The organism is Bradyrhizobium algeriense, assembly GCF_003062295.1.
GTDB lineage: Bacteria > Pseudomonadota > Alphaproteobacteria > Rhizobiales > Xanthobacteraceae > Bradyrhizobium > Bradyrhizobium algeriense.
Genome location: NZ_PYCN01000014.1, coordinates 144,058 through 163,824 on the forward strand (window position 1 = coordinate 144,058; position 19,767 = coordinate 163,824).

The following is a 19,767-nucleotide window of genomic DNA, read 5'->3' on the forward strand; positions in this document are numbered from 1 at the left end:
GCCGCAGTGACCGGAAGGCCACATGAAGTGAATTATTAGTCATATTGGAAGCGCGCCACGGCCCGGCCATTTTGTTGACGGATCAAAGGGATGGTAGTGAGAATGCAGACGGCTGACGATTGGCGGCCCGACCAAAGGGGACCCTCAAACAGGGGTTGGTCGGAAGCCGCTCTTTGGGCGTGCAAGGTGGGATCGTACGGTAACGATGGGGTCGATCGACAGGTACATTTTCCGCACGACGCTCGCGTCGTTTGCGCTGGTCCTGGTCAGCCTCACCGGCGTGATCTGGATTACGCAGGCGTTGCGCGGCATCGACCTGATGACGAGCCAGGGCCAGACCATCATCACCTTTCTCGGCATCACCAGCCTGGTGATCCCGGCGCTGGTTTTGATCATCGCGCCGATCGCGCTGATGATCGCGATCTCCCACACGCTGAACAAGCTCGCCACCGATTCCGAAATCATCGTGATGAATGCCGCCGGCTTTTCCCCGTACCGGCTGTTCCGTCCGTTTTTCTTCGCCACGTGTGTCGTGGCGACGCTGGTCACCTTCATCGGGGCCTATCTCGCTCCTGACGGCCTGCGCCGGATCAAGCAATGGGACGCCGAGATCACGGCCGACGTGCTGACCAACATCCTGCAGCCCGGACGTTTCGCCCAGCTCGACCAGAACCTGACGATTCGTATCCGGGAACGGCAGCCGGGTGGCGTGCTCGCCGGCATCTTCGTCGACGACCGCCGCGATCCCAAGGAGCGCGTCACCATCATTGCCGACCATGGCACGGTGCTGAAGAACGAGAGCGGCTCTTATCTGGTGCTGGAGGACGGTAACCTCGAACGTTTCGAGGCGGGAAAGCGCGATCCGGCGCTGGTGGCCTTCGCCCGCTATGCCTTCGACATGTCGAAATTCTCCAATCGGGGCCGCGACGTCGCGCTGGGAATTCGCGAACGCTATCTCTGGGAACTGGTTTCGCCCCCGGAGGACGATCCGGTCTTCAAGCAACTGTCCGGGCAGTTTCTCGCCGAGCTGCATGACCGCTTCATGTCGCCGATTTATCCGTTCGCGTTCGCGGTCCTGACCTTTGCCTTCCTCGGCACGCCGCGCACCACGCGCCAGAGCCGCAATTTTTCGATCGGCGGATCGATCTTTGCGGTGTTTGGGCTGCGCATGGCGGGATTCGCCTGTTCGGTGATGACGGTGAAGACGCCGGGCATGGCGCTCGTTCAATACGCGATGCTGTTCGCATCGATCGGCATCGGGCTGTGGATGATCGTCGCCGGCATCGTGGTGGAGCCGCCGGCCGCGCTGATGGAAGCCATCAACAGGTCGAATGCGCGCCTTGCGCGGCTCTTTGGGCGGCCCGCGACAGCATGAGCATGATGACCAATACGCTCGGGCGATATTTTGCCGGCCGCTTCCTGGTCGCGGCGGTGGGCGTGTTTGCGAGCATTTTCGTGCTGCTCGTGCTGGTCGACTACATCGAAATGGTCCGCAAGACTTCCGGGCTGGCGTCGGCATCCGCGATCACGGTGGCTCAGACGTCGCTTTACCGGGTGCCGCAACTGCTCGAAAAGCTGATGCCGTTCTGCGTCCTGATCGGCGCCATGACCTGCTATCTCGCGCTGTCGCGGCGGCTCGAACTGGTGGTCGCACGCGCGGCCGGCGTATCCGCCTGGCAGTTCATCTCGCCGGCGCTGGCAAGTGCGATCATCCTCGGCACCGTGGCAACCGTTGCATACAACCCGATGTCGGCGAACTTACGCGAACTTTCCAAGCGGATGGAGGCCGAACTGTTCGGCTCGGCCCCAGGCGGCGGCATCCAGGATGCATCCGGCTTCTGGCTCAACCAGATCAACAGCGACGGCCAGTCGATCATCAATGCGGCGCGCAGCGAGCAGCAGGGTGTCCGGCTGACCGGACTGACCGTGTTCCGGTTCGATCCTGATCTGCAGTTCAAGGAGCGAATCGAAGCGCGCGAAGCCTCCCTCGAGGAAGGCCGCTGGGCCTTCAAATCGGTACGAAGATACTCCCTGGATAAACCTCCGGTTGATCAGGAGAATTATTACCTCTCGACCACCCTCACCCCGGCCCAGGTTCGCAACAGTTTCTCCACCCCCGAAACCGTGTCCTTTTGGCAACTGCCCGGCTATATCCGCTCTTCCGAAAGCTCGGGCTTCGCGACCGCAGGCTACCGTCTGCAGTACCATAAGCTCATCGCACAGCCATTTTTGCTGGCTGCAATGGTGATGTTGGCGGCTTCTGTCAGCCTTCGCTTCTTCCGGATGGGCGGCGTGCAAAAGATGGTTTTGAGTGGCGTGGGCGCAGGCTTTCTGCTCTACGTTCTATCGAAAGTTACTGAGGATTTGAGCAAGGCTGAGTTGATGCATCCGATCGCTGCGGCGTGGTTGCCCGTCTGTGTGGGTGGCCTCACCGGCTTTTTGGCCTTGTTGTACCAGGAGGACGGGTAGTGGCCGTTGTCGCCGCCCGCCAATTGAGGTCGCCTGCGTTCAGGCGGCGCACCGATGTGCGCCGCTATCGAACTCGCATGGCTGCCTTTGGCGTTTCTATGTTTGCGCTGCTCGGCGGATTCGTTTTCGCGGGCTCGATCGAGCTTGCCCTGACGGTGCCGGCCTCGGCGCAAAGCTTCACCTACAATCCGCGGCCGCCCAAGCCGCCGCCACGGCCTGCCAACAACGACGGCAGGATGCTCGTGCAAGCGGTCGAGGTGGACTACGATTACAACAACCAGCGCGTGTCGGCGGTCGGCAACGTGCAGATGTTCTACAACGGCACCAGCGTGGAGGCCGACAAGGTCGTCTATGACCAGAAGACCAAGCGGCTGCATGCGGAAGGCAACATCCGCCTGACCGACGCGGAAGGCAAAGTCACCTACGCCAATATCATGGATCTGAGCGACGACTACCGTGACGGGTTCGTCGATTCGCTGCGCGTCGACACCGAGGACGCGACGCGGATGGCGGCGACGCGCGCCGACCGCTCCGCCGGCAATTACACCGTGTTCGAAAACGGCGTGTATACCGCCTGCGCGCCGTGCAAGGACAATCCGAAGAAGCCGCCGCTGTGGCAGGTCAAGGGTGCGCGCATCATCCACGACCAGACCGACAAGATGCTGTACTTCGAAAACGCACAGCTCGAGTTCTTCGGCGTGCCGATGGCGTATCTGCCGTATTTCTCGACGCCCGATCCGACCGTCAAGCGCAAGACCGGCTTCCTGATGCCGTCCTTCACGACGGTCACCGGCTATGGCTACGGCGTGGATACCCCGTTCTACTGGGCGATCGCGCCGGATTATGACGCGACCTTCAGTCCGCGCTTCACCACCCGGCAGGGCGTGCTGTTCCAGGGCGAATTCCGCCAGCGCCTGATCAACGGCTCCTACCAGATCCGCGCCTACGGCATCGATCAGCTCGACCAGGGCGCCTACGCCGGTCAGCCCGGCGACCGCCAGTTCCGCGGCGGCCTCGACACCAAAGGCCAGTTCGCGATCAACGACAAATGGGTCTGGGGCTGGGACGGCGTCCTGCTGTCGGATTACTACTTCTTCTCGGACTACCGGCTGGCCCAGTACAAGGACCCGCTGGGCTCGTTCCTGAGCCTGCCGACGGAAGCGATCTCGCAGCTTTATCTGACCGGCGTCGGCAGCCGCAGCTACTTCGACGCGCGCACGATCTATTACCTGTCCTTCTCCGGCAACCAGGATCAGGTGCCGGTGATTCATCCGGTCATCGACTACAACAACGTCATCAACCACCCGGTCCTCGGCGGTGAAGTCAGCTACAAGACGAACTTCACCAGCCTGTCGCGCACGACCGCGGCCTTCGACCCGATCACGACACTAGCCAACACCAATGGCCTGTGCCTGACCGCATCAGCCGATCCGCTGGCCCGGCTGCCCTCGCAGTGCCTGCTGCGCGGCATGCCCGGCACCTACACGCGGCTGACGGCTGAAGCGCAGTGGCGGAAGTCGTTCACTGACCCCATGGGCCAGATCTGGACGCCGTTTGCGATCATGCGCGCCGACGCCATCGACGCCTCGATCTCGAACCAGCCCGGCGTTTCGAACTTCCTGCCCGTGGGCGACACCCAGGCGGTCCGCCTGATGCCGACGGTCGGTCTCGAATATCGCTACCCCTTCATCAACGTTCAGCCGTGGGGCACCACCACGATCGAGCCGATTGCGCAGATCATCGCTCGTCCCAACGAGACCTTTGCCGGCAGGCTGCCCAACGAAGACGCCCAGAGCATGGTGTTCGACGCCAGCAACCTGTTCGCAGTCGACAAGTTCTCGGGCTACGACCGCGTCGAAGGCGGCGGCCGCGCCAATGTCGGCGTGCAGGCGACCACGCAGTTCGACCGCGGCGGCAGCGTCAATGTGCTGTTCGGACAGTCCTACCAGTTGTTCGGCCTGAACTCGTACGCCGTGGCGGACGCGACCAATACCGGGCTCGAATCCGGCCTGCAGAACACCCGGTCCGACTACGTCGCCCGCGTCAACTATTCGCCCAACCGCACATATACGTTCAGCGTGCGCTCGCGCATTGATGAGGCAACGACGAACGTCAATCGCTTCGAAGCCGAGGGACGCGCCGCGTTCGATCGCTGGTCGGTCAGCATGATGTACGGCAATTATGCCGCGCAGCCGGAACTCGGCTATCTGACCCGGCGCGAGGGCCTGCTCGGCACCGCATCGATCAAGTTAGCATCGAACTGGGTCGTGTCGGGCTCGGCGCGGTGGGACCTTGAAGCCAACAAGCTGAACCAGTACATCGTCGGTGCCGGTTATGTGGATGACTGCTTCGTGCTGGCGGCCAATTACGTTACGTCCTACAGCTACTCCGCGGGGGCGACACCGCCGGTGCTCAGCCACGCGTTCATGGTGCAGATCGGCCTGCGGACCATTGCGAACTCGTCCTCATCCGCCGGCAACACCGGCATTCAGTAGCGTGAGGCCTGACCTTGCCGGAGAGTACCCAGCACAACGCGGTACGAGTTGGTTGATACGGCTGACATGACCATGACGACCATCAAGCTCCTTTCCCGCCGGCCTTGGTCTCTTGTCCGGTCCCTTGCCGCCGGCTCCGCCGTTGCACTTGCGATGCTGGCCGGCAGCGCTTCACCATTGCCGGCGCAGTCTGTTGCCTGCATGGTCGGCGGCGAGCCCATCACCAGTCTCGATATCGAGCAGCGCACCAAGCTCATCTTCCTGACCACGCGCAAACCCGCGCCCAAGCAGGAAGTGATCGATGAGCTGATCAACGAAAAGGTGAAGATCAAGGAAGCCAAGAGGTTCGGTGTCGATCCTACCGCGAGTGATATCGACCAGGCCTATTCGGGAATGAGCCAGCGGATGCGGCTGACGCCCGATCAGCTCACCAAGTCCCTGGAGAGCCAGGGTGTCCGGCCGGAAACGCTCAAAGCCCGCCTCAGGGCCGACATGGTCTGGGGCAGCCTGGTGCGCGGCCGCTTCAAGGAGAGCCTCCAGGTCGGAGAAAAAGACGTTGACGCCGCCGCCCAGCAAGGCGGCGAAGCGACCCAGACCGAAGCATTCGAATACAAGCTGCAGCCGATCGTGCTGATCGTGCCGCGCGGCTCGGCGCAAAGTGCAATCGACCTGCGGCGCAAGGAGGCGGAATCCCTGCGCGAGCGCGTCCAGACTTGCGAGCAGGCCAACTCATACTTCAAGTCGATGCAGAACGCTGCGATCCGCGACACGGTCACCAAGACCTCGGCCGACATCCCCGGCCCGCTTCGTGAGCTCCTGAACAAGACGCCGATCGGTCACTTGACCCCGCCCGAGATCACCAAGCAGGGCGTGGAGATGGTGGCGTTGTGCGAGCGGAAGCCGACCAAGGTCGACACGCCGAAGAAGCGGGAAATCCGGGAAAAAATGTACGCCCAGAAATACGAGGCGAAGTCGAAAGCCTATCTGGCCGACATCCGCAAAGCCGCGATGATCGAATGTCGTTGATGGCCAAGGATCCGACGTCCAAGGATCTGATGTCCAAGGCTCTGATGTCCAAGCCTCTGATGTCCGGGGCTCCAAAAATCAAGGCACTCGCGCTGACATCCGGCGAACCGGCGGGCATCGGCCCCGACATCGCCCTCGCCGCCTGGCTGCGGCGCAAAGAGCTGGACCTGCCGCCGTTCTATCTGCTCGGCGATCGCGCCTTCTTCGCTGATCGGGCGAAACTCCTGGGATTGCAGGTCGAGCTCGCCGATGCTGTCCCTGAGGAAGCGAGCGCGGCATTTGCGAAAGCATTGCCCGTGGTGGCGACGGGCGAAATCGCCACCGCGCGCCCCGGACAACCCGACGATACCAGCGCGACCGCTGCGCTGGCCTCCATCCGCCAGGCGGTCGACCATGTCAGGAGCGGTAGAGCCGGCGCCGTCGTCACCAACCCGATCGCCAAGAGCGTGCTGTACCGCGCCGGATTCCGCCATCCCGGCCACACCGAGTTTCTCGCCGAGCTTGCCGCCGATGGCGGGCGTCCACCGCAGCCGGTGATGATGTTGTGGTCGCCGGCGCTCGCCGTCGTTCCCGTCACCATCCATCTTTCGCTGCGTGAGGCGCTGGAGCAGCTCACGAGCGAGCTGATCGTGACGACGGCCCGCATTGCGGTCGCGGATCTGAAAGCGCATTTCGGGCTGGCCCGTCCGCGCCTTGCGGTGTCGGGCCTCAATCCGCATGCCGGCGAAGACGGCTCGCTCGGCAGCGAAGACGTCGACATCGTCGCACCCGCTATCGAAACGCTGCGCGCTGAGGGCATCGACGCCAGGGGCCCGTTGCCGGCGGACACCATGTTCCACGCCGCGGCGCGCCACAGCTACGACTGCGCCATCTGCATGTATCACGACCAGGCGCTGATCCCGATCAAGACGATTGCGTTCGAGGATGCGGTCAACGTGACGCTGGGATTGCCGTTCATCCGCACCTCGCCGGACCATGGCACGGCCTTCGACATTGCCGGCACCGGCAAGGCCAATCCTTCGAGTCTCGCCGCAGCGTTGCGCCTTGCCGCGCGCATGGCGACGACCAGGCCTTCATGAGCGCGATCGACGATCTGCCGCCACTGCGCGACGTCATTCGCGAACATTCCCTGTCGGCACGCAAATCGCTCGGCCAGAATTTCCTGCTCGACCTCAACCTCACCGCGCGGATCGCGCGCGCCGCGGGTCCGCTCGAAGGCGCCACCATCATCGAGGTCGGCCCCGGCCCCGGCGGGCTGACGCGCGCGCTGCTGGCGCTGGGCGCAAAGCGGGTCATCGCGGTCGAACGCGACGAGCGCGCGCTGGCCCCGCTCGACTATATCGCCAGGCGATATCCCGGGCGGCTCGAGATCGTGCACGCCGACGCGCAGCGCTTCGATCCCCGCCCGATGCTCGGCGGCGAGCCGGCAAAGATCGTCGCCAACCTGCCCTACAATATCGCGACCGCGCTCCTGGTGGACTGGCTCTCGGTCGAGCCATGGCCGCCCTGGTACGACATGATGGTGCTGATGTTTCAGCGCGAGGTCGCCGAGCGGATCGTCGCCAAAGAGAATGACGAGGCCTATGGCCGGCTCGGCGTGCTCGCCAACTGGCGCACTGAAACAAAAATCCTGTTCGACATTTCCCCGGCCGCCTTCGTGCCGCAGCCCAAGGTGACCTCCTCGGTGGTGCGGCTGGTGCCGCGCGTGGCACCCGAGCCGTGCGACCGCCGCGTCCTCGAACAAGTGGCGGCCGCAGCCTTCGGCCAGCGCCGGAAAATGCTGCGGCAGAGCCTCAAATCGCTGTCGGTCGATCCGGCCCGGCTGGCCGAGGCCGCCTCGGTCGATGCGACGCGGCGGGCGGAGACCATTCCGGTTTCCGGCTTTGTTGCCATGGCCCGCGAATTGACCGATATACGAAATACAAAAACTCAAACGCCCTGAAGAAACCCGGGCTCAAGGGAGATTGCCATGGCGCTGATGCGTCGCCAGTCGCTGGTCAAATTCGATGCGCCGTTGTGCGAAACCATTGTCGACACGCCGAAGCCGCAAGGCCGAGAAGTTTTGGTCCGCATTGAACGCTGTGGTCTGTGTCATTCGGACCTGCACATCCAGGACGGCTATGCTGATTTGGGCGGCGGCAAGCGGCTCGACACCACGCGCGGCATGACGCTGCCGTTCACGCTCGGCCACGAGATCGCCGGCGTCGTCGATGAAGTCGGTCCCGATGCCTCGAAGGAGCTGATCGGAAAGAAGCAGGCGGTATTCCCCTGGATCGGCTGCGGCCAGTGCCGCGACTGCGCCAATGGCGACGAGAACCTCTGCGTCAAGCAGCGCTTCCTCGGCGTCTCCATCGATGGCGGCTTTGCCACCCATGTGCTGGTGCCCGACGCAAAATACCTGCTCGATTACGATCCCCTGCCCGTCAACCAGGCGGCAACGCTGATGTGCTCGGGCGTCACCGCCTATGGCGCGCTGAAGCGGCTGGTCGACCGTCCGCGGCAGCGCAATTTGCTGCTGATCGGCCTCGGCGGCGTCGGCATGATGGGGCTTTCGTTCGCGCAAGCCATGTTCAAGCAGAACATCACGGTGGCCGATCTCAGCCCCGCCGCGCGCGAGACCGCGCTGAAGAACGGCGCCGCGGCCGCCTATGATCCGTCCGAGCCCGAAATCATCAGGCGCATCCTGAAAGAAACCGAGGGCGGCTTCGACGGCGTTGTCGATTTTGCCGGCAACGAGAAATCGATGGCGTTCGCGGTTGCGACGGTGGCGCGCGGCGGCAAGGTCGTGGTCTCCGGCCTGATGGGCGGCAATTTCAGCCTGCCGATGGTGCAATGGGTCTACAAGCGCATGACCATCGAAGGCTTCATGGTCGGCACCCTCGCCGAGGCGAAGGAACTGATGGCGCTCGCCCGCGCCGGCAAGATCAAGCCGACGCCGATGAAGGAAGAGCCGATGGCGGATGTGCAGAAATGGATCGATGAGCTGCGGGCCGGGAAAGTCGTGGGGCGAATCGTGCTGAAGAATTGAGGCGGGGCGCTCGCGTCACTGCAACGACGGAGCCTTCGGCCCGCTCCGTCCTTCTGATTCCGATAGCTTCCCGCCGAGCTGCTTTCGTCGAAATGGCCTGAGAGGTGGGCACGGCGCGAAGTGCCGTGCCCACGCTTGAAACTACCTGCTGTACACCACGGGCGCGCGGCGGAACGCCACGCGCGGCGGCGGACCGATGTCGCGCTGCCAGACGCGGCCGTCATCGAACTGAATGCGCATGCCATCGGGCGAATAGACAGCGCCCTCGTCGCGCGCCTCGATCCAGATTCGGCTGAAGGGCGCGCTCCAGTCGGGCCAGGCCCGGTAGGACTCACCCGCTTCCGTCGTGAGGTTCACGGCGTCCCCGTTCTGCGTGACGAAGGTGGGAGCGCCGAGCATGCCGTTCCGGCACATTTGGATGCAGCGGTAGGTGCCGGTCAGGTTGACCGTTTCGGCTGAGGCGGCAGTGGCGGCGCATGCAGCCAGGAGGCCCAGGGCCAGCGGCAATCGTCTCATAAGGATTACTCCATTGCTTGTATGAAGATGAGCCCGACCAAGCGGACAAGGAACAAGCGCTGATGAAAGCAGCTCGTTCCCCCTGTTCCCTGCAGTTCCAACACCTCTGCGTGAAATGGAACGAGAGGGGCCGCGGGTCAATTCACGAGGAACAGTGCACTAACTTCATGATGATCGCAGGCGCGACGCGTCTATTTCCAGCACTGTCACAGTAATGACGGAAACCACACGACATCGCCCGGCACCCTTCCTCGACAGGTCAGCCCTCAGCGTCTTCCTGAGCGAAGGGTGCGCCCGGCTGTGGAAGGCGAAGTTGTCTTATCAATTGCCGCCGAGTCTGAGCGGCCGTCATGATCCTCGGCCATGTCGCTGAGCGCAGGCTCCAGTGAGCTCAACGCCGCATCGACCTTCTCCATAAGGCGTTCCAGTTCGGCGCGCTCATTGGGCCCCGGGTCCTCCTCCAGCCTGCCCAGCAGTTGTTGCTTTTGAGTGAGAAGTTTCGCAAGTGAAGTCATGGTGTCCTCGTCCGAGTAAGGAGCGGGAGGGCGCGGAGAACAAATCGATCAACCATTCAGAACGGCGTCGGGTTCCTCCGCTCGCAACCACAGGCGTGAAACCCGCATCGAGTACGACAATAGCAAACGGGGTTCTGCCGGTACCGCGACGAGCGTTCGGCGATCGAAACCGAGACGGTTCGCTGCAATGTTCTTTGGCGGAACCTAAGATGACGGCGCCATCAAAATCTCCGCCAGGCGGAACGAATGCCTTTCGAAGCCTTTGATTCTGGTCGACAAGAGGAGGTATCTATGAAGCTATCTGCCTTGACGATTGCGACACTGCTTACGGTCGGAACCATCGCTTCGGCCAACGCTGTTGAGTTTGGCGTCGGTCCGGGCGGCGTCTACGTTGGTCCCGGCTATGATCGCCCCTACTACCGTGATCGTGATTACAGAGATGATTGCCGGATCGTGATCCGCGAACGCACCAACCGCTTTGGTGAACGCGTCAGGATTCGCGAGCGCATCTGCGACTAAACACGCGCTCGACGGTTAGCGACGATCAGCTCAGGGTCCGGCGGGGATGCTGGACCGATCGGTAGGTCAGGAATTGGTACGATGTCGCCCCGCGACATCGTTCCCGCAGAAGAAGGGCCTCAGGGGCCTGCCAGACTCTTCTTGCGTTTCTTGGATGCTGTCAGTCGGGACAGCATCGCGCCCGCTGCCGAAAATCTTCGTCATGGCGTTGCGGGGACGGCAAGTAGGCTTTGAGAACCAAGCAATCCTCGCCGGTCAGCCTCAGCAACTCCATGACGTGCAATTACGGTGACGCCTAACTTGCCTGTGATGGTAGCGAAGGCGCGGCTACCAATGACCGTGCCTTGTCGACGCCGCCGACGATCGCGAGCTTCATCGCCCACGCCACACGATGCGTGGCCCAGTCGCTGTCGTGCAGCCTGTGCTCATCCGCCGACTCAACCATCCGGTCGAACGAAACCTGTTCGACTTCATACAAGCCCTTCATGAATGCGAAGCGGCGGAACACATTGACGCGAGCGTTCCGCGCCAGTTCGCTGATCGCCTCGACCATCGCGATCGCCTTGGCCTTCTTGGACGGCGTCAGCACGGCCGGCACATATTGCAGGTCCATCAGGATGACGTCGGCCTGCGTTTCGTCGCGCAGTTTGACTAGTCCATTGCGGATGGCGCCGGTGGTTTCGTCGAAGGACGGAGGTGGAGGATTCGAGTTCGGGCTTTGCCAGATCGCATTCGTCCCGACCTGCCAGATCACCAGATCGGGCTTCTCGGCGATGACGTCGGTATCGAACCGCTGAAACTCGAGCGGCGCTTCCTGGCCGCCGATTCCCTGGTTGACCATGGTGATCCTGGCGTTCGGATATCCGGCCTGAAGAAACGACAGCAGCCGCTCCGGATAGGGCTTGATATTGCCGTGGCCCACCGTCGACGACGAGCCGATCGCGACGATCTTGGCTCGTCCTCTGAGGCTCTGCGCAAAGTGGGTCAGGCCCTGCTCGAATGGAATCGGCTCAACCGGAATCTGTGAGGGATCGCTGTCCATGGGTCACCAGTGTCGCAGCCGAGACAATGTGAGGCGAAAGAATAGCGCGCCAAGACGAGATCGCCTAGCCGGAGGAAACGGTCGCTGATAGGATTCAGCAAGTAGCCCGCATGAGCGAAGCGATATGCGGGATCGGCACGAACCAAAGCCCGGATGTCGCTTCGCTCATCCGGGCTACGCTTGCTAGGAAACTAGAATGGGTGACGCCAAGCGGAGAAAGAAGACCGACCCAAGTTATGGGCGACCGGTTCGCGGGCTTGTTTTGACCTGCCCAATTGAGCCACTTCAAAATGGGTTCTCCATCAAATCTGCAAACCTAGACCCTCAGGATTTGCGTCACGCTCTTCTGTTCTGGGATGAATTAGTTTGGCCGACGAACAACCTGATAGCAATCGGGAGTGGTCCCGAGGCCGAGTTCTTGGAAGAGGCGGGTATCCTAACGAGGCCCCTCTACGTCTTTGCATCTGCGAAGAATGCCGAGCCTCTGATTTTGTCTCAGCTCCAAGCATTCAAAGAACGTGATGGAGCCAAGAATAGCACTTGGGATATCTGCCAAAACTCATCGATTCTGTTGAGTGCTAGCGCTGATGCGGTCACGGACGCTGGCATTCAGATGGAATTGCTCAACGCGATCCCAGTGCCTGACAAAGACGTCCCTCTGAATGAAATTCTGGAATTTAAGCGAAGACGAAATGATGAATTTGTCGCTCTCAGGGGCGAGATAGATAATCTTGTTCAGTGCATCAACTCCGCCGGGGATCCACGTGCTGAGCTGGAGCGAAAGATCACGCACCTTGATATGGCTTGTGCCGATGCCCTTAAGATCTCGGCGGAATGGCAATTTCCAGTACGCCTTTCTAGCCAGAAAACCACTCTCGATTTAAAGCCGTTCGAGATTGTTGCGGGTGGGCTCGCAGGATATCTCGGTGCGGCGCCTCTCGGCCTATCAAGCGACGTCTTGGCCGGAGTGTGTGGAGCAGCAATGGCCGCGAAATCGATACTCAATATAAAAGCGGACATAGGGTGGAGGAGTCTGAAGCCCCGAGCGACACCTTTTGCGTATGTGGCGCGCTTCAATAAGGAACTGTTCTAGTCGACGAGCAGCCTTTGGCGCCCGCGACGCTCTGTGCTTAAGTTGAACCGCTTTCCCAACACTATCGGACCGGATACAGTGCGGTTTGGGGAAGATTTTCGAATTGCGGTGACAGTGCATTCAATAGACGTTTTCGCGTGATCGACGTTCTCGCGCGCGCTCGCGCGATTTTCGCTGAACGGCCTCAGCACTGATTTGCCTCCCACGGCAAGAAACTTATTTCGCGCTCGCTCAAAATTTTTCGCTTAACGCGGCACCCAAATCAAACCTACAACTCCCGCTATCCTGTCCCGAGAAGAGGGGCGTTGGCCATCGTCACGAACGTTGGGGCAGGTTGCGGTGGACGCGGCAGCGTCGGGCGCGCACGTGGTTGCAGGGCGGTTATTCCCGTGAGCGATCGAACGGCGCGCAGACGACCGGCGCTTAAACGCTTCAGTCGAAACTTCTTCCGGCAGCATGCGGGCCGGTTGGAGCGTATGGCTCGAGGAAGCTGCGGACGGCAAAACCGTGTGGTCCTGGCACCCGTTGCTGGTGTCAAGCTGATGGAGATTGTCGGGCCCAACCGGGCCTTCGATCAATCGCTAATCCGTCAGCGACGGAGGCAAGAGGAATTCGTCTCCGGGGAGAGCGCGGCATAAGCCGTAAAACCACTGCGCAGGGAAGGCCGGGTGATCCGGCGCACCTGCGGTCCGCCGTGTGCATTCTTGCGCACGACTGCGGGTGTCATGGGCACCCGGCTTTCCCTGCGCCCTCCTTTCGAGAGGGCATCGTAGACTTATAACTTCGGGCGCACCGCGCCGCGAGATCGCAATGTCGTATCCAGCCGCCGGCCGCATCTATCGGAAACAACTACGCGCAGGGAGTACCGACATCGCTCTACCCGCCGGGGGTGTGAGCTGGACCAGTTCGGGCCGCATGTCGGCCCACAGCGGCTCCGGTTCATTCGTGCGATCCGACGGCTGTACCGGACGCTGGACGGCCTTCAGACAGTAGAAAAAACGCCGGTTTTCCACAGGTTTAGCCTGCCTCAATTGAGGCGGCGCGCAAGCCCCAATTAAACCCCATCTGCTCCGAAATTGCGGCTCATTGCCACCCAAGTCTCTGACCAGATTGGCGGCATTAAGCGTCGTGTTGCGTGCGTTGCCGGGGATACAGAATGTCGAACCGTTCCGTGAAATTCGTCCCGGCTCTCCTTGCCGGTGTGGTGGCAGGCGCCAATCTGGCCGCCACGACGGATCTCCGGGCCCAGGTATTAACAACAGCCGCGGAAGCCGCCCCATCACAAGCGATCCAGGCCGCCGCGGACAGTTGCCTGCCCGCGCCGAAGGGCGCGAACCCCTCGGGCAGCCACTGGTACTATCGCATCGATCGCGTCACCAAACGCCAGTGCTGGTATCTCCGGGAGGAGAGCGACACGGCTGACGACAAGTTCGCACGCGCCGCGCCGCCGGCTTCGGCGCCAGCTTCAGCCCCTTCAGCAGCAGAGGAGCCGGCGCAGCAACGAACGATCACGCGCAAGTCGATCTCCGACGCGCGTGCCGAATGGGTCTCCCAGCAACCCCGCGCCGAGCCAAATTCGCCCGCCAAAGTCGAGCGAACGGTTGCGGCAGCTCCCGCACCGGCCGTGCACAATAACCCGCGCGCAACCATGCCGAATGTGCTGGCGCCAGCGCCACTGTCGTCGGTGCGATGGAACGACGCTCCCACCACAAGATCTTTGACCACGCCAACCAATCTCCAGACGGCGGCAGCCGCGCCCGCAGCCCAGCCGCCACAGGCCGAGGAAATGCAGCAGCCCGCGGCGGATCAGGTTGCGCCCACGGCTGCGGACGCGGCGACGGCAAAGCCGACGGCATCGCTGCAGAAACTGCTTCTGGTGATGGCCGCCGCGCTTGCGCTGGCCGGCCTCACGGTAAGCGCGATCGTCAGGATCGGCCGCATGCGGGCGCGCCGCGCCATGCGCCGCAAGCGGCGCGCGATGTGGGATTCCGCAAAGACAAGGCGGCGTTCGCCGCAACCGATGTTCCATGACGAGGACGCCGGGCTGCGGCGCACCGGCGGCGTGCACAATCCGCGGGTGCCCCAGGACCGGACACGCGTGCCCCAGGAGCGAACGCGCGTACCCCAGGAGCGAACAACGCGCATGCCACAGGAGCGGCCACGCCCGCCGCAGGAACGACGACACGTGCCCCAAGGACACGCGCCCCAGGATCGGGAGCGGGAGCGGCAGGTTACGGAAATGCTGTCCCGGCTCGCCCGCAGCGCGCAGACCTGACCGAAATGGAAGCGGCGGCTATTTCTCCAGCTGGCGCTGCAGCTTGCGAACGAACTCGGTCAGGCCAGTGCGGCGCTCACGTTTGAGCCGCTCGGCCTTGAGGATCGACTGCACCTCGGCGAACGCGTCATCGACGTTGTGGTTGACGACGATATAGTCGTATTCCGCCCAGTGACTGAGTTCATGGGTGGCGCGGCTCATGCGCCCGCGAATCACCTCGTCGGAATCCTGCGCACGCGTGTGCAGCCGTTTCTCCAGATCGGCGGCCGATGGCGGCAGTATGAATACCCGAACGACATCGACGCTCGCCTTCTGATGCAGCTGTTGGGTGCCCTGCCAGTCGATGTCGAACAAGACATCCTGTCCCGCCGACAATGCCGCTTCGACCGGCGCACGCGGTGTACCGTAGAGATTGTCGAATACGGTCGCCCATTCGAGCAGTTCGCCCTGCTCCACCATGGTCTCGAATTTCTGCTTGTCGACGAAGAAATAGTCGCGTCCCTCGACCTCGCCCGGTCGCCTCGAGCGCGTCGTCGCCGAAACGGACATCTTCAGGCCTGGCTCGCGCTCAAGCAGCATGCGCGACAGCGTGGTCTTGCCCGCGCCCGAGGGCGACGACAGCACGAACATCAGCCCTCGCCGTTCAACCCCGTCGAAACCTCCAGCCGTCATCGGTTACTCCAGGTTCTGGACCTGCTCGCGGAATTGCTCGACCACGTTCTTCATCTCGAGCCCGGTCTGGGTCAATTCCAGATCATTCGATTTGGAGCAGCAGGTGTTGACCTCGCGGTTGAATTCCTGGGCGAGGAAGTCGAGCCGCCGGCCGACCGGTCCGCCCTTGCCGATCATCTCCCGGGCCTGCGCGACGTGCGAGGCGATGCGGTCGAGCTCTTCGCGAATGTCGGCCTTGGTCGCGATCATGATCGCTTCCTGATTGAGCCTGTCAGCGTCGAAGCGTTCGGAAGTTTCCAAGAGTGCCGTCACCTGCTCGGCCAGGCGCGCCCTGATCGCCTCCGGCTTGCGGCCGGGCGCAGCCTCGGCCTTCTTCGCCAGCCTCTCGATCTCATCCATGCGCTGGATCAGAATTTGCCCGAGCGTCACGCCCTCGCGGCGGCGCATCTCGACGAGTTGGGCGAGCGCCTGCTCGAAGGCTGTGGCCGCGGCATCCCTCGCCGCCTTGTCTTCCGCCTCGTCGCTTTCGGGTTCGACGACCTCGATGACGCCCTTGATGCCGAGCAGACCGTCGATGCTGGGCGCCACGGCGTCGATCCGGCCGGCGAGTTCGCCCGCGACCTTCACGATCGAGGCCAACACGTCTTCATTGATGCGCACGGTGGAGACCGCGTTGGCGCGCTTGACGCTGAGGTTGGCGTAGACCGTGCCCCGCGACAGCACCTCGCCGGCGCGTTTCTTGGCCAAGGCCTCCAGCTCGTCCCAGCCCGGCGGCAGGCGCAAGCGCAGGTCAAAACCCTTGGCGTTGACCGACTTCAGTTCCCATTCGAACGTATAGGGACCGCTGGCGCCGTGACTCCGGGCAAAACCGGTCATGCTCGATAGCGCCATCGCGTAACACTCTCCGAAAAACAGGGGTTTCAAGACTCGAAAGGGACGGCGCGACCTTAAGCCGATTTCCGCCAAAGTGGAATTGCGTTCCGGCCGTAGCGGAAATGCCGACTTAACCGGCCGGGCGTCAGCGCTGAACCACCGGCGGCGTCGTGGTCGACTGCGCGGCGCCCTGGCGGGCCGGCGCCGTCGCTGGCGCCGCAGGACGGGCGGGCGGCTTCTTCGGCCCCGCCGGCCGCGGCGTGGTCGCGGTTGGATTGGTATCGGCCGGCCCTCCGGCCGACGTCGGCGGCGGCGCATCCTCTGATGGTTCGACGGTGTCGTTCTGAATCTGTTTTTCGAGCGCCCGCAGCTTGGCGACGTTCTTCTGGTGCTGGTCGTAGGTCTCGGTAAAGGCGTGCCCGCCGGTCCCGTCGGCCACGAAGAACAGGTCGCGTGTGCGCGCCGGGTTGGCGGCGGCTTCGAGCGAGGCGCGGCCCGGATTGGCGATCGGTCCGGGCGGCAGGCCTTCGATCACGTAGGTGTTGTAGGGCGACGGTTGCGTGATCTCGGAGCGCTTGATCGGCCGGCCCAGCGTTCCCTTGCCGCCGACCAGGCCGTAGATGATGGTCGGATCGGACTGCAGCTTGATCCTCTGCCGCAGGCGATTGGTGAATACGGCAGCCACGCGGCTGCGCTCGTCGGCCCGGCCGGTTTCCTTCTCGATGATCGAGGCCAGCGTGATGAGCTGCTCCGGCGACTTGACCAGAACATCCGGATTGCGGCGTTCCCAGATCTCCGCGAGCACCCGCTTCTGGCTCTGTTGCAAGCGGTGGATCACCTGCTCACGCGTGGTGCCGCGCGGGAATTTGTAGGTTTCCGGCAGCAGCGTGCCTTCGCGCGGCATTTCCCGCACGCTCCCAGCGAAGATGTCGTTGTCGATGAGCCGCGCCACGATCTGTTCGGACGTCAGGCCCTCAGGGATAGTGACGGCGTGCTGCACCACCTTGCCCTCGACGATGGTGGCGATGACATCACGCAGGCTGGCATTTTTCTGGAAGGAATATTCACCCGGCTTGAGGTCGGAACTCGCCTTCAACGCAAACACACCGCCGATGAATACCCAGGGATTGACGTTGATCACGCCCTCACGCAGCAGCGCATCGGCGATGTCGCGCTTGCCGGCACGCGAGGGAATGTTGACGATCTTGTCTTCCCGCAGCGGGCCCGGCGTCTCCAGCATTTGCCTGCCGTAATAGTACACCGTTCCCGCCCCGATCATCAGAATGATCAGGATGGTGATGATGGCATTGCCGACTACCACGAAAGGATTGCGGGCGCGCTCCGACCGCTTCGGCGGCGGCGGCACCTGCTCGGGCTCCAGCGCCGCGCGCGGGCTTCGTGGTGAAATGGGCGGCCTCTCACTCATCGATGCAACCTGAATCCTGTCGGTTCAATCGCGGCCGGGCAATCCTATGCCCAGCCGATAGCATACGCCCACATGTAGAAGTCATCGCCGAATGCGGCAAAACGGTGGAGTAGTTATAAACACTTGCTAGTCAGCCACGCGCCGCACGATCACGGAGGCATTGGTGCCCCCGAAACCGAAGGAATTCGACAGCGCGACGTTAATCTCGCGCTTGCGCGCCGTCTGCGGCACCAGATCGATTGCCGTTTCCACCGACGGATTTTCCAAATTGATGGTGGGCGGAGCAATATTGTCGCGAATCGCAAGGATACTGAAAATGGCCTCGATCGCACCGGCAGCACCGAGCAGGTGACCGGTCGACGATTTCGTCGACGACATCGACACCTTTGAGGCGGCATTGCCGAGCATCCGCTCCACCGCGCCGAGTTCGATCTCGTCGCCGATCTGCGTCGAAGTTCCGTGGGCGTTGATGTAGTCGATATCGGATACCGCGATCCCGGCGCGCTTGATCGCCGCGCTCATGCTGCGGAAGCCTCCGTCGCCATCCGGCGATGGCGAGGTGATGTGATAGGCGTCGCCCGACAGGCCGTAGCCCACCACTTCGGCATAGATTCGCGCACCGCGCTTTTTCGCGTGCTCATATTCCTCGAGCACGACGACGCCGGCGCCCTCGCCCATCACGAATCCATCGCGGTCCTTGTCGTAGGGCCGCGAGGCCCTGTGCGGCGTCTCGTTGAAGCCGGTCGAGAGCGCGCGCGCCGCGCAGAATCCCGCCATCGCCAGCCGGCAGATCGGTGATTCGGTGCCGCCCGCCACCATGACGTCGGCGTCGCCGAGCGCAATCAGGCGGGCGCCGTCGCCGATCGCATGCGCGCCGGTCGAACACGCCGTCACCACGGAATGGTTGGGGCCTTTAAGGCCATGCTCGATCGAGACGTAGCCGGAAGCGAGATTGATCAGTCGCCCCGGGATGAAGAACGGCGATACCCTGCGCGGCCCGCGTTCCTTCAGCAGCAACGCCGTATCGGCGATGCCGGACAGTCCGCCGATTCCCGAACCGATCAGGGTGCCGGTGGCGCATTTGTCTTCTTCAGTCGAGGGATGCCAGTCGGCGTCATCGAGCGCCTGGCGCGCTGCGGCCATCGCAAAGATGATGAAGTCGTCGACCTTGCGCTGTTCCTTTGGCTCCATCCACTGGTCGGGATTGAACGTGCCGTCACTGCCGTCGCCGCGTGGAATCACGCAGGCGATCTGGCTCGCCAGATCGGCAACTTCGAATGTATCGATCTTTTTGGCGCCGCTCTGACCGTTGAGGATACGCGCCCACGTTGTGTCAACGCCGCAGCCGAGCGGCGTAACCATGCCCAGCCCCGTGACGACAACCCGCCTCATGTCAAAAACTCCAACCCGAAACCAATGGCGCAAAACAAGAAACCGGGGGACCGTTCGACAACGGCCCGTCCGGCTCTGTCTCTACCCGCCCGGGACGTCGACGTCAGCTTTTCGCGTTCTTCTCGAGAAACTTCGTGGCGTCGCCGACGGTCAAAATCGTCTCGGCGGCGTCATCGGGAATTTCGCAGCCGAACTCTTCTTCAAATGCCATCACAAGCTCGACGGTGTCGAGACTGTCGGCGCCGAGGTCGTCGATGAAACTTGCGTTGTCGACAACCTTATCGGGTTCAACACCGAGGTGTTCGACCACAATCTTCTTAACCCGCTCGCCAATCTCACTCATCGTTCAACCTCGTGCTTGTTCCATTGGACCCGACCCCAAGACGCTATAGAGACGCTACGAGCTATCGTGGTCGTTAAACTTCC

General features: G+C 62.6%; 18 protein-coding genes. 10 read left to right on the forward strand and 8 right to left on the reverse strand.

What is annotated here, in order from left to right; all coding sequences use genetic code 11:
* Positions 1-205 precede the first annotated feature (205 nt).
* The 7 genes from lptF to C7G61_RS24965 all read left to right on the forward strand — a co-directional run bounded on the left by lptF (position 206) and on the right by C7G61_RS24965 (position 9,018).
* Positions 206-1,375 (forward strand): LPS export ABC transporter permease LptF, encoded by a 1,170-nt coding sequence (gene lptF, locus C7G61_RS24935; protein WP_108519322.1) that lies wholly within the window; start codon positions 206-208, stop codon positions 1,373-1,375.
* Positions 1,372-2,469: an LPS export ABC transporter permease LptG gene (lptG, locus tag C7G61_RS24940; RefSeq protein ID WP_108519323.1), complete on the forward strand. Its 1,098-nt coding sequence runs from the start codon at positions 1,372-1,374 to the stop codon at positions 2,467-2,469. The genes lptF and lptG overlap by 4 nt, the downstream gene beginning before the upstream one ends.
* 77 nt (positions 2,470-2,546) lie before the next feature.
* Positions 2,547-4,964, forward strand: coding sequence for an LPS-assembly protein LptD (locus tag C7G61_RS24945; protein WP_190241963.1), 2,418 nt, complete (start codon positions 2,547-2,549; stop codon positions 4,962-4,964).
* 72 nt (positions 4,965-5,036) lie between these two features.
* Complete coding sequence (locus C7G61_RS24950; protein ID WP_108519368.1) at positions 5,037-5,990, forward strand: peptidylprolyl isomerase family protein; 954 nt, start codon at positions 5,037-5,039, stop codon at positions 5,988-5,990.
* A 59-nt stretch (positions 5,991-6,049) separates the two neighbouring features.
* Complete coding sequence (gene pdxA / locus C7G61_RS24955; protein ID WP_108519367.1) at positions 6,050-7,069, forward strand: 4-hydroxythreonine-4-phosphate dehydrogenase PdxA; 1,020 nt, start codon at positions 6,050-6,052, stop codon at positions 7,067-7,069.
* A complete protein-coding gene (gene rsmA / locus C7G61_RS24960) occupies positions 7,066-7,932 on the forward strand; it encodes a 16S rRNA (adenine(1518)-N(6)/adenine(1519)-N(6))-dimethyltransferase RsmA (protein ID WP_108519325.1) in 867 nt (288 codons plus the stop codon). The genes pdxA and rsmA overlap by 4 nt, the downstream gene beginning before the upstream one ends.
* A gap of 27 nt (positions 7,933-7,959) precedes the next feature.
* Positions 7,960-9,018: an alcohol dehydrogenase gene (locus tag C7G61_RS24965; protein ID WP_108519326.1), complete on the forward strand. Its 1,059-nt coding sequence runs from the start codon at positions 7,960-7,962 to the stop codon at positions 9,016-9,018.
* Positions 9,019-9,159: 141 nt separating this feature from the next.
* Here C7G61_RS24965 and C7G61_RS24970 read toward each other — a convergent pair whose 3' ends face one another.
* On the reverse strand, positions 9,160-9,534 hold the full coding sequence (locus C7G61_RS24970) for a hypothetical protein (RefSeq protein ID WP_108519327.1): 375 nt from the start codon (positions 9,532-9,534) through the stop codon (positions 9,160-9,162).
* A gap of 266 nt (positions 9,535-9,800) precedes the next feature.
* Entirely contained in the window at positions 9,801-10,049 is a 249-nt protein-coding gene (locus C7G61_RS24975) for a hypothetical protein (RefSeq protein ID WP_108519328.1), read from the reverse strand.
* Positions 10,050-10,295: 246 nt separating this feature from the next.
* Here C7G61_RS24975 and C7G61_RS24980 point away from each other — a divergent pair, with 246 nt between their 5' ends.
* Positions 10,296-10,568, forward strand: coding sequence for a hypothetical protein (locus tag C7G61_RS24980; RefSeq protein WP_145963685.1), 273 nt, complete (start codon positions 10,296-10,298; stop codon positions 10,566-10,568).
* Between the two features lie 295 nt (positions 10,569-10,863).
* Here the strand turns inward: C7G61_RS24980 and C7G61_RS24985 are convergent, their stop codons facing one another.
* On the reverse strand, positions 10,864-11,610 hold the full coding sequence (locus C7G61_RS24985) for an SGNH/GDSL hydrolase family protein (protein WP_108519330.1): 747 nt from the start codon (positions 11,608-11,610) through the stop codon (positions 10,864-10,866).
* Between the two features lie 196 nt (positions 11,611-11,806).
* Here C7G61_RS24985 and C7G61_RS24990 point away from each other — a divergent pair, with 196 nt between their 5' ends.
* Both C7G61_RS24990 and C7G61_RS25000 read left to right on the forward strand, forming a co-directional pair.
* Positions 11,807-12,703: a DUF6236 family protein gene (locus tag C7G61_RS24990; RefSeq protein WP_108519331.1), complete on the forward strand. Its 897-nt coding sequence runs from the start codon at positions 11,807-11,809 to the stop codon at positions 12,701-12,703.
* A 1,156-nt stretch (positions 12,704-13,859) separates the two neighbouring features.
* Positions 13,860-14,978: a hypothetical protein gene (locus C7G61_RS25000; protein ID WP_108519333.1), complete on the forward strand. Its 1,119-nt coding sequence runs from the start codon at positions 13,860-13,862 to the stop codon at positions 14,976-14,978.
* A gap of 18 nt (positions 14,979-14,996) precedes the next feature.
* On the opposite strand, the gene gmk is transcribed toward C7G61_RS25000, so the two are convergent.
* The 5 genes from gmk to C7G61_RS25025 all read right to left on the reverse strand — a co-directional run bounded on the left by gmk (position 14,997) and on the right by C7G61_RS25025 (position 19,684).
* Positions 14,997-15,650: a guanylate kinase gene (gene gmk / locus C7G61_RS25005; RefSeq protein WP_108519334.1), complete on the reverse strand. Its 654-nt coding sequence runs from the start codon at positions 15,648-15,650 to the stop codon at positions 14,997-14,999.
* Between the two features lie 3 nt (positions 15,651-15,653).
* Positions 15,654-16,541: a YicC/YloC family endoribonuclease gene (locus tag C7G61_RS25010; RefSeq protein ID WP_108519335.1), complete on the reverse strand. Its 888-nt coding sequence runs from the start codon at positions 16,539-16,541 to the stop codon at positions 15,654-15,656.
* 127 nt (positions 16,542-16,668) lie between these two features.
* Positions 16,669-17,949 (reverse strand): endolytic transglycosylase MltG, encoded by a 1,281-nt coding sequence (mltG, locus tag C7G61_RS25015; protein WP_108519336.1) that lies wholly within the window; start codon positions 17,947-17,949, stop codon positions 16,669-16,671.
* A 126-nt stretch (positions 17,950-18,075) separates the two neighbouring features.
* On the reverse strand, positions 18,076-19,341 hold the full coding sequence (fabF, locus tag C7G61_RS25020; RefSeq protein ID WP_108519337.1) for a beta-ketoacyl-ACP synthase II: 1,266 nt from the start codon (positions 19,339-19,341) through the stop codon (positions 18,076-18,078).
* Between the two features lie 103 nt (positions 19,342-19,444).
* Positions 19,445-19,684 carry an acyl carrier protein gene (locus C7G61_RS25025; protein WP_008969609.1) on the reverse strand — a complete coding sequence of 80 codons (240 nt, stop codon included), beginning with the start codon at positions 19,682-19,684 and terminating at the stop codon, positions 19,445-19,447.
* Between the last annotated feature and the right edge of the window lie 83 nt (positions 19,685-19,767).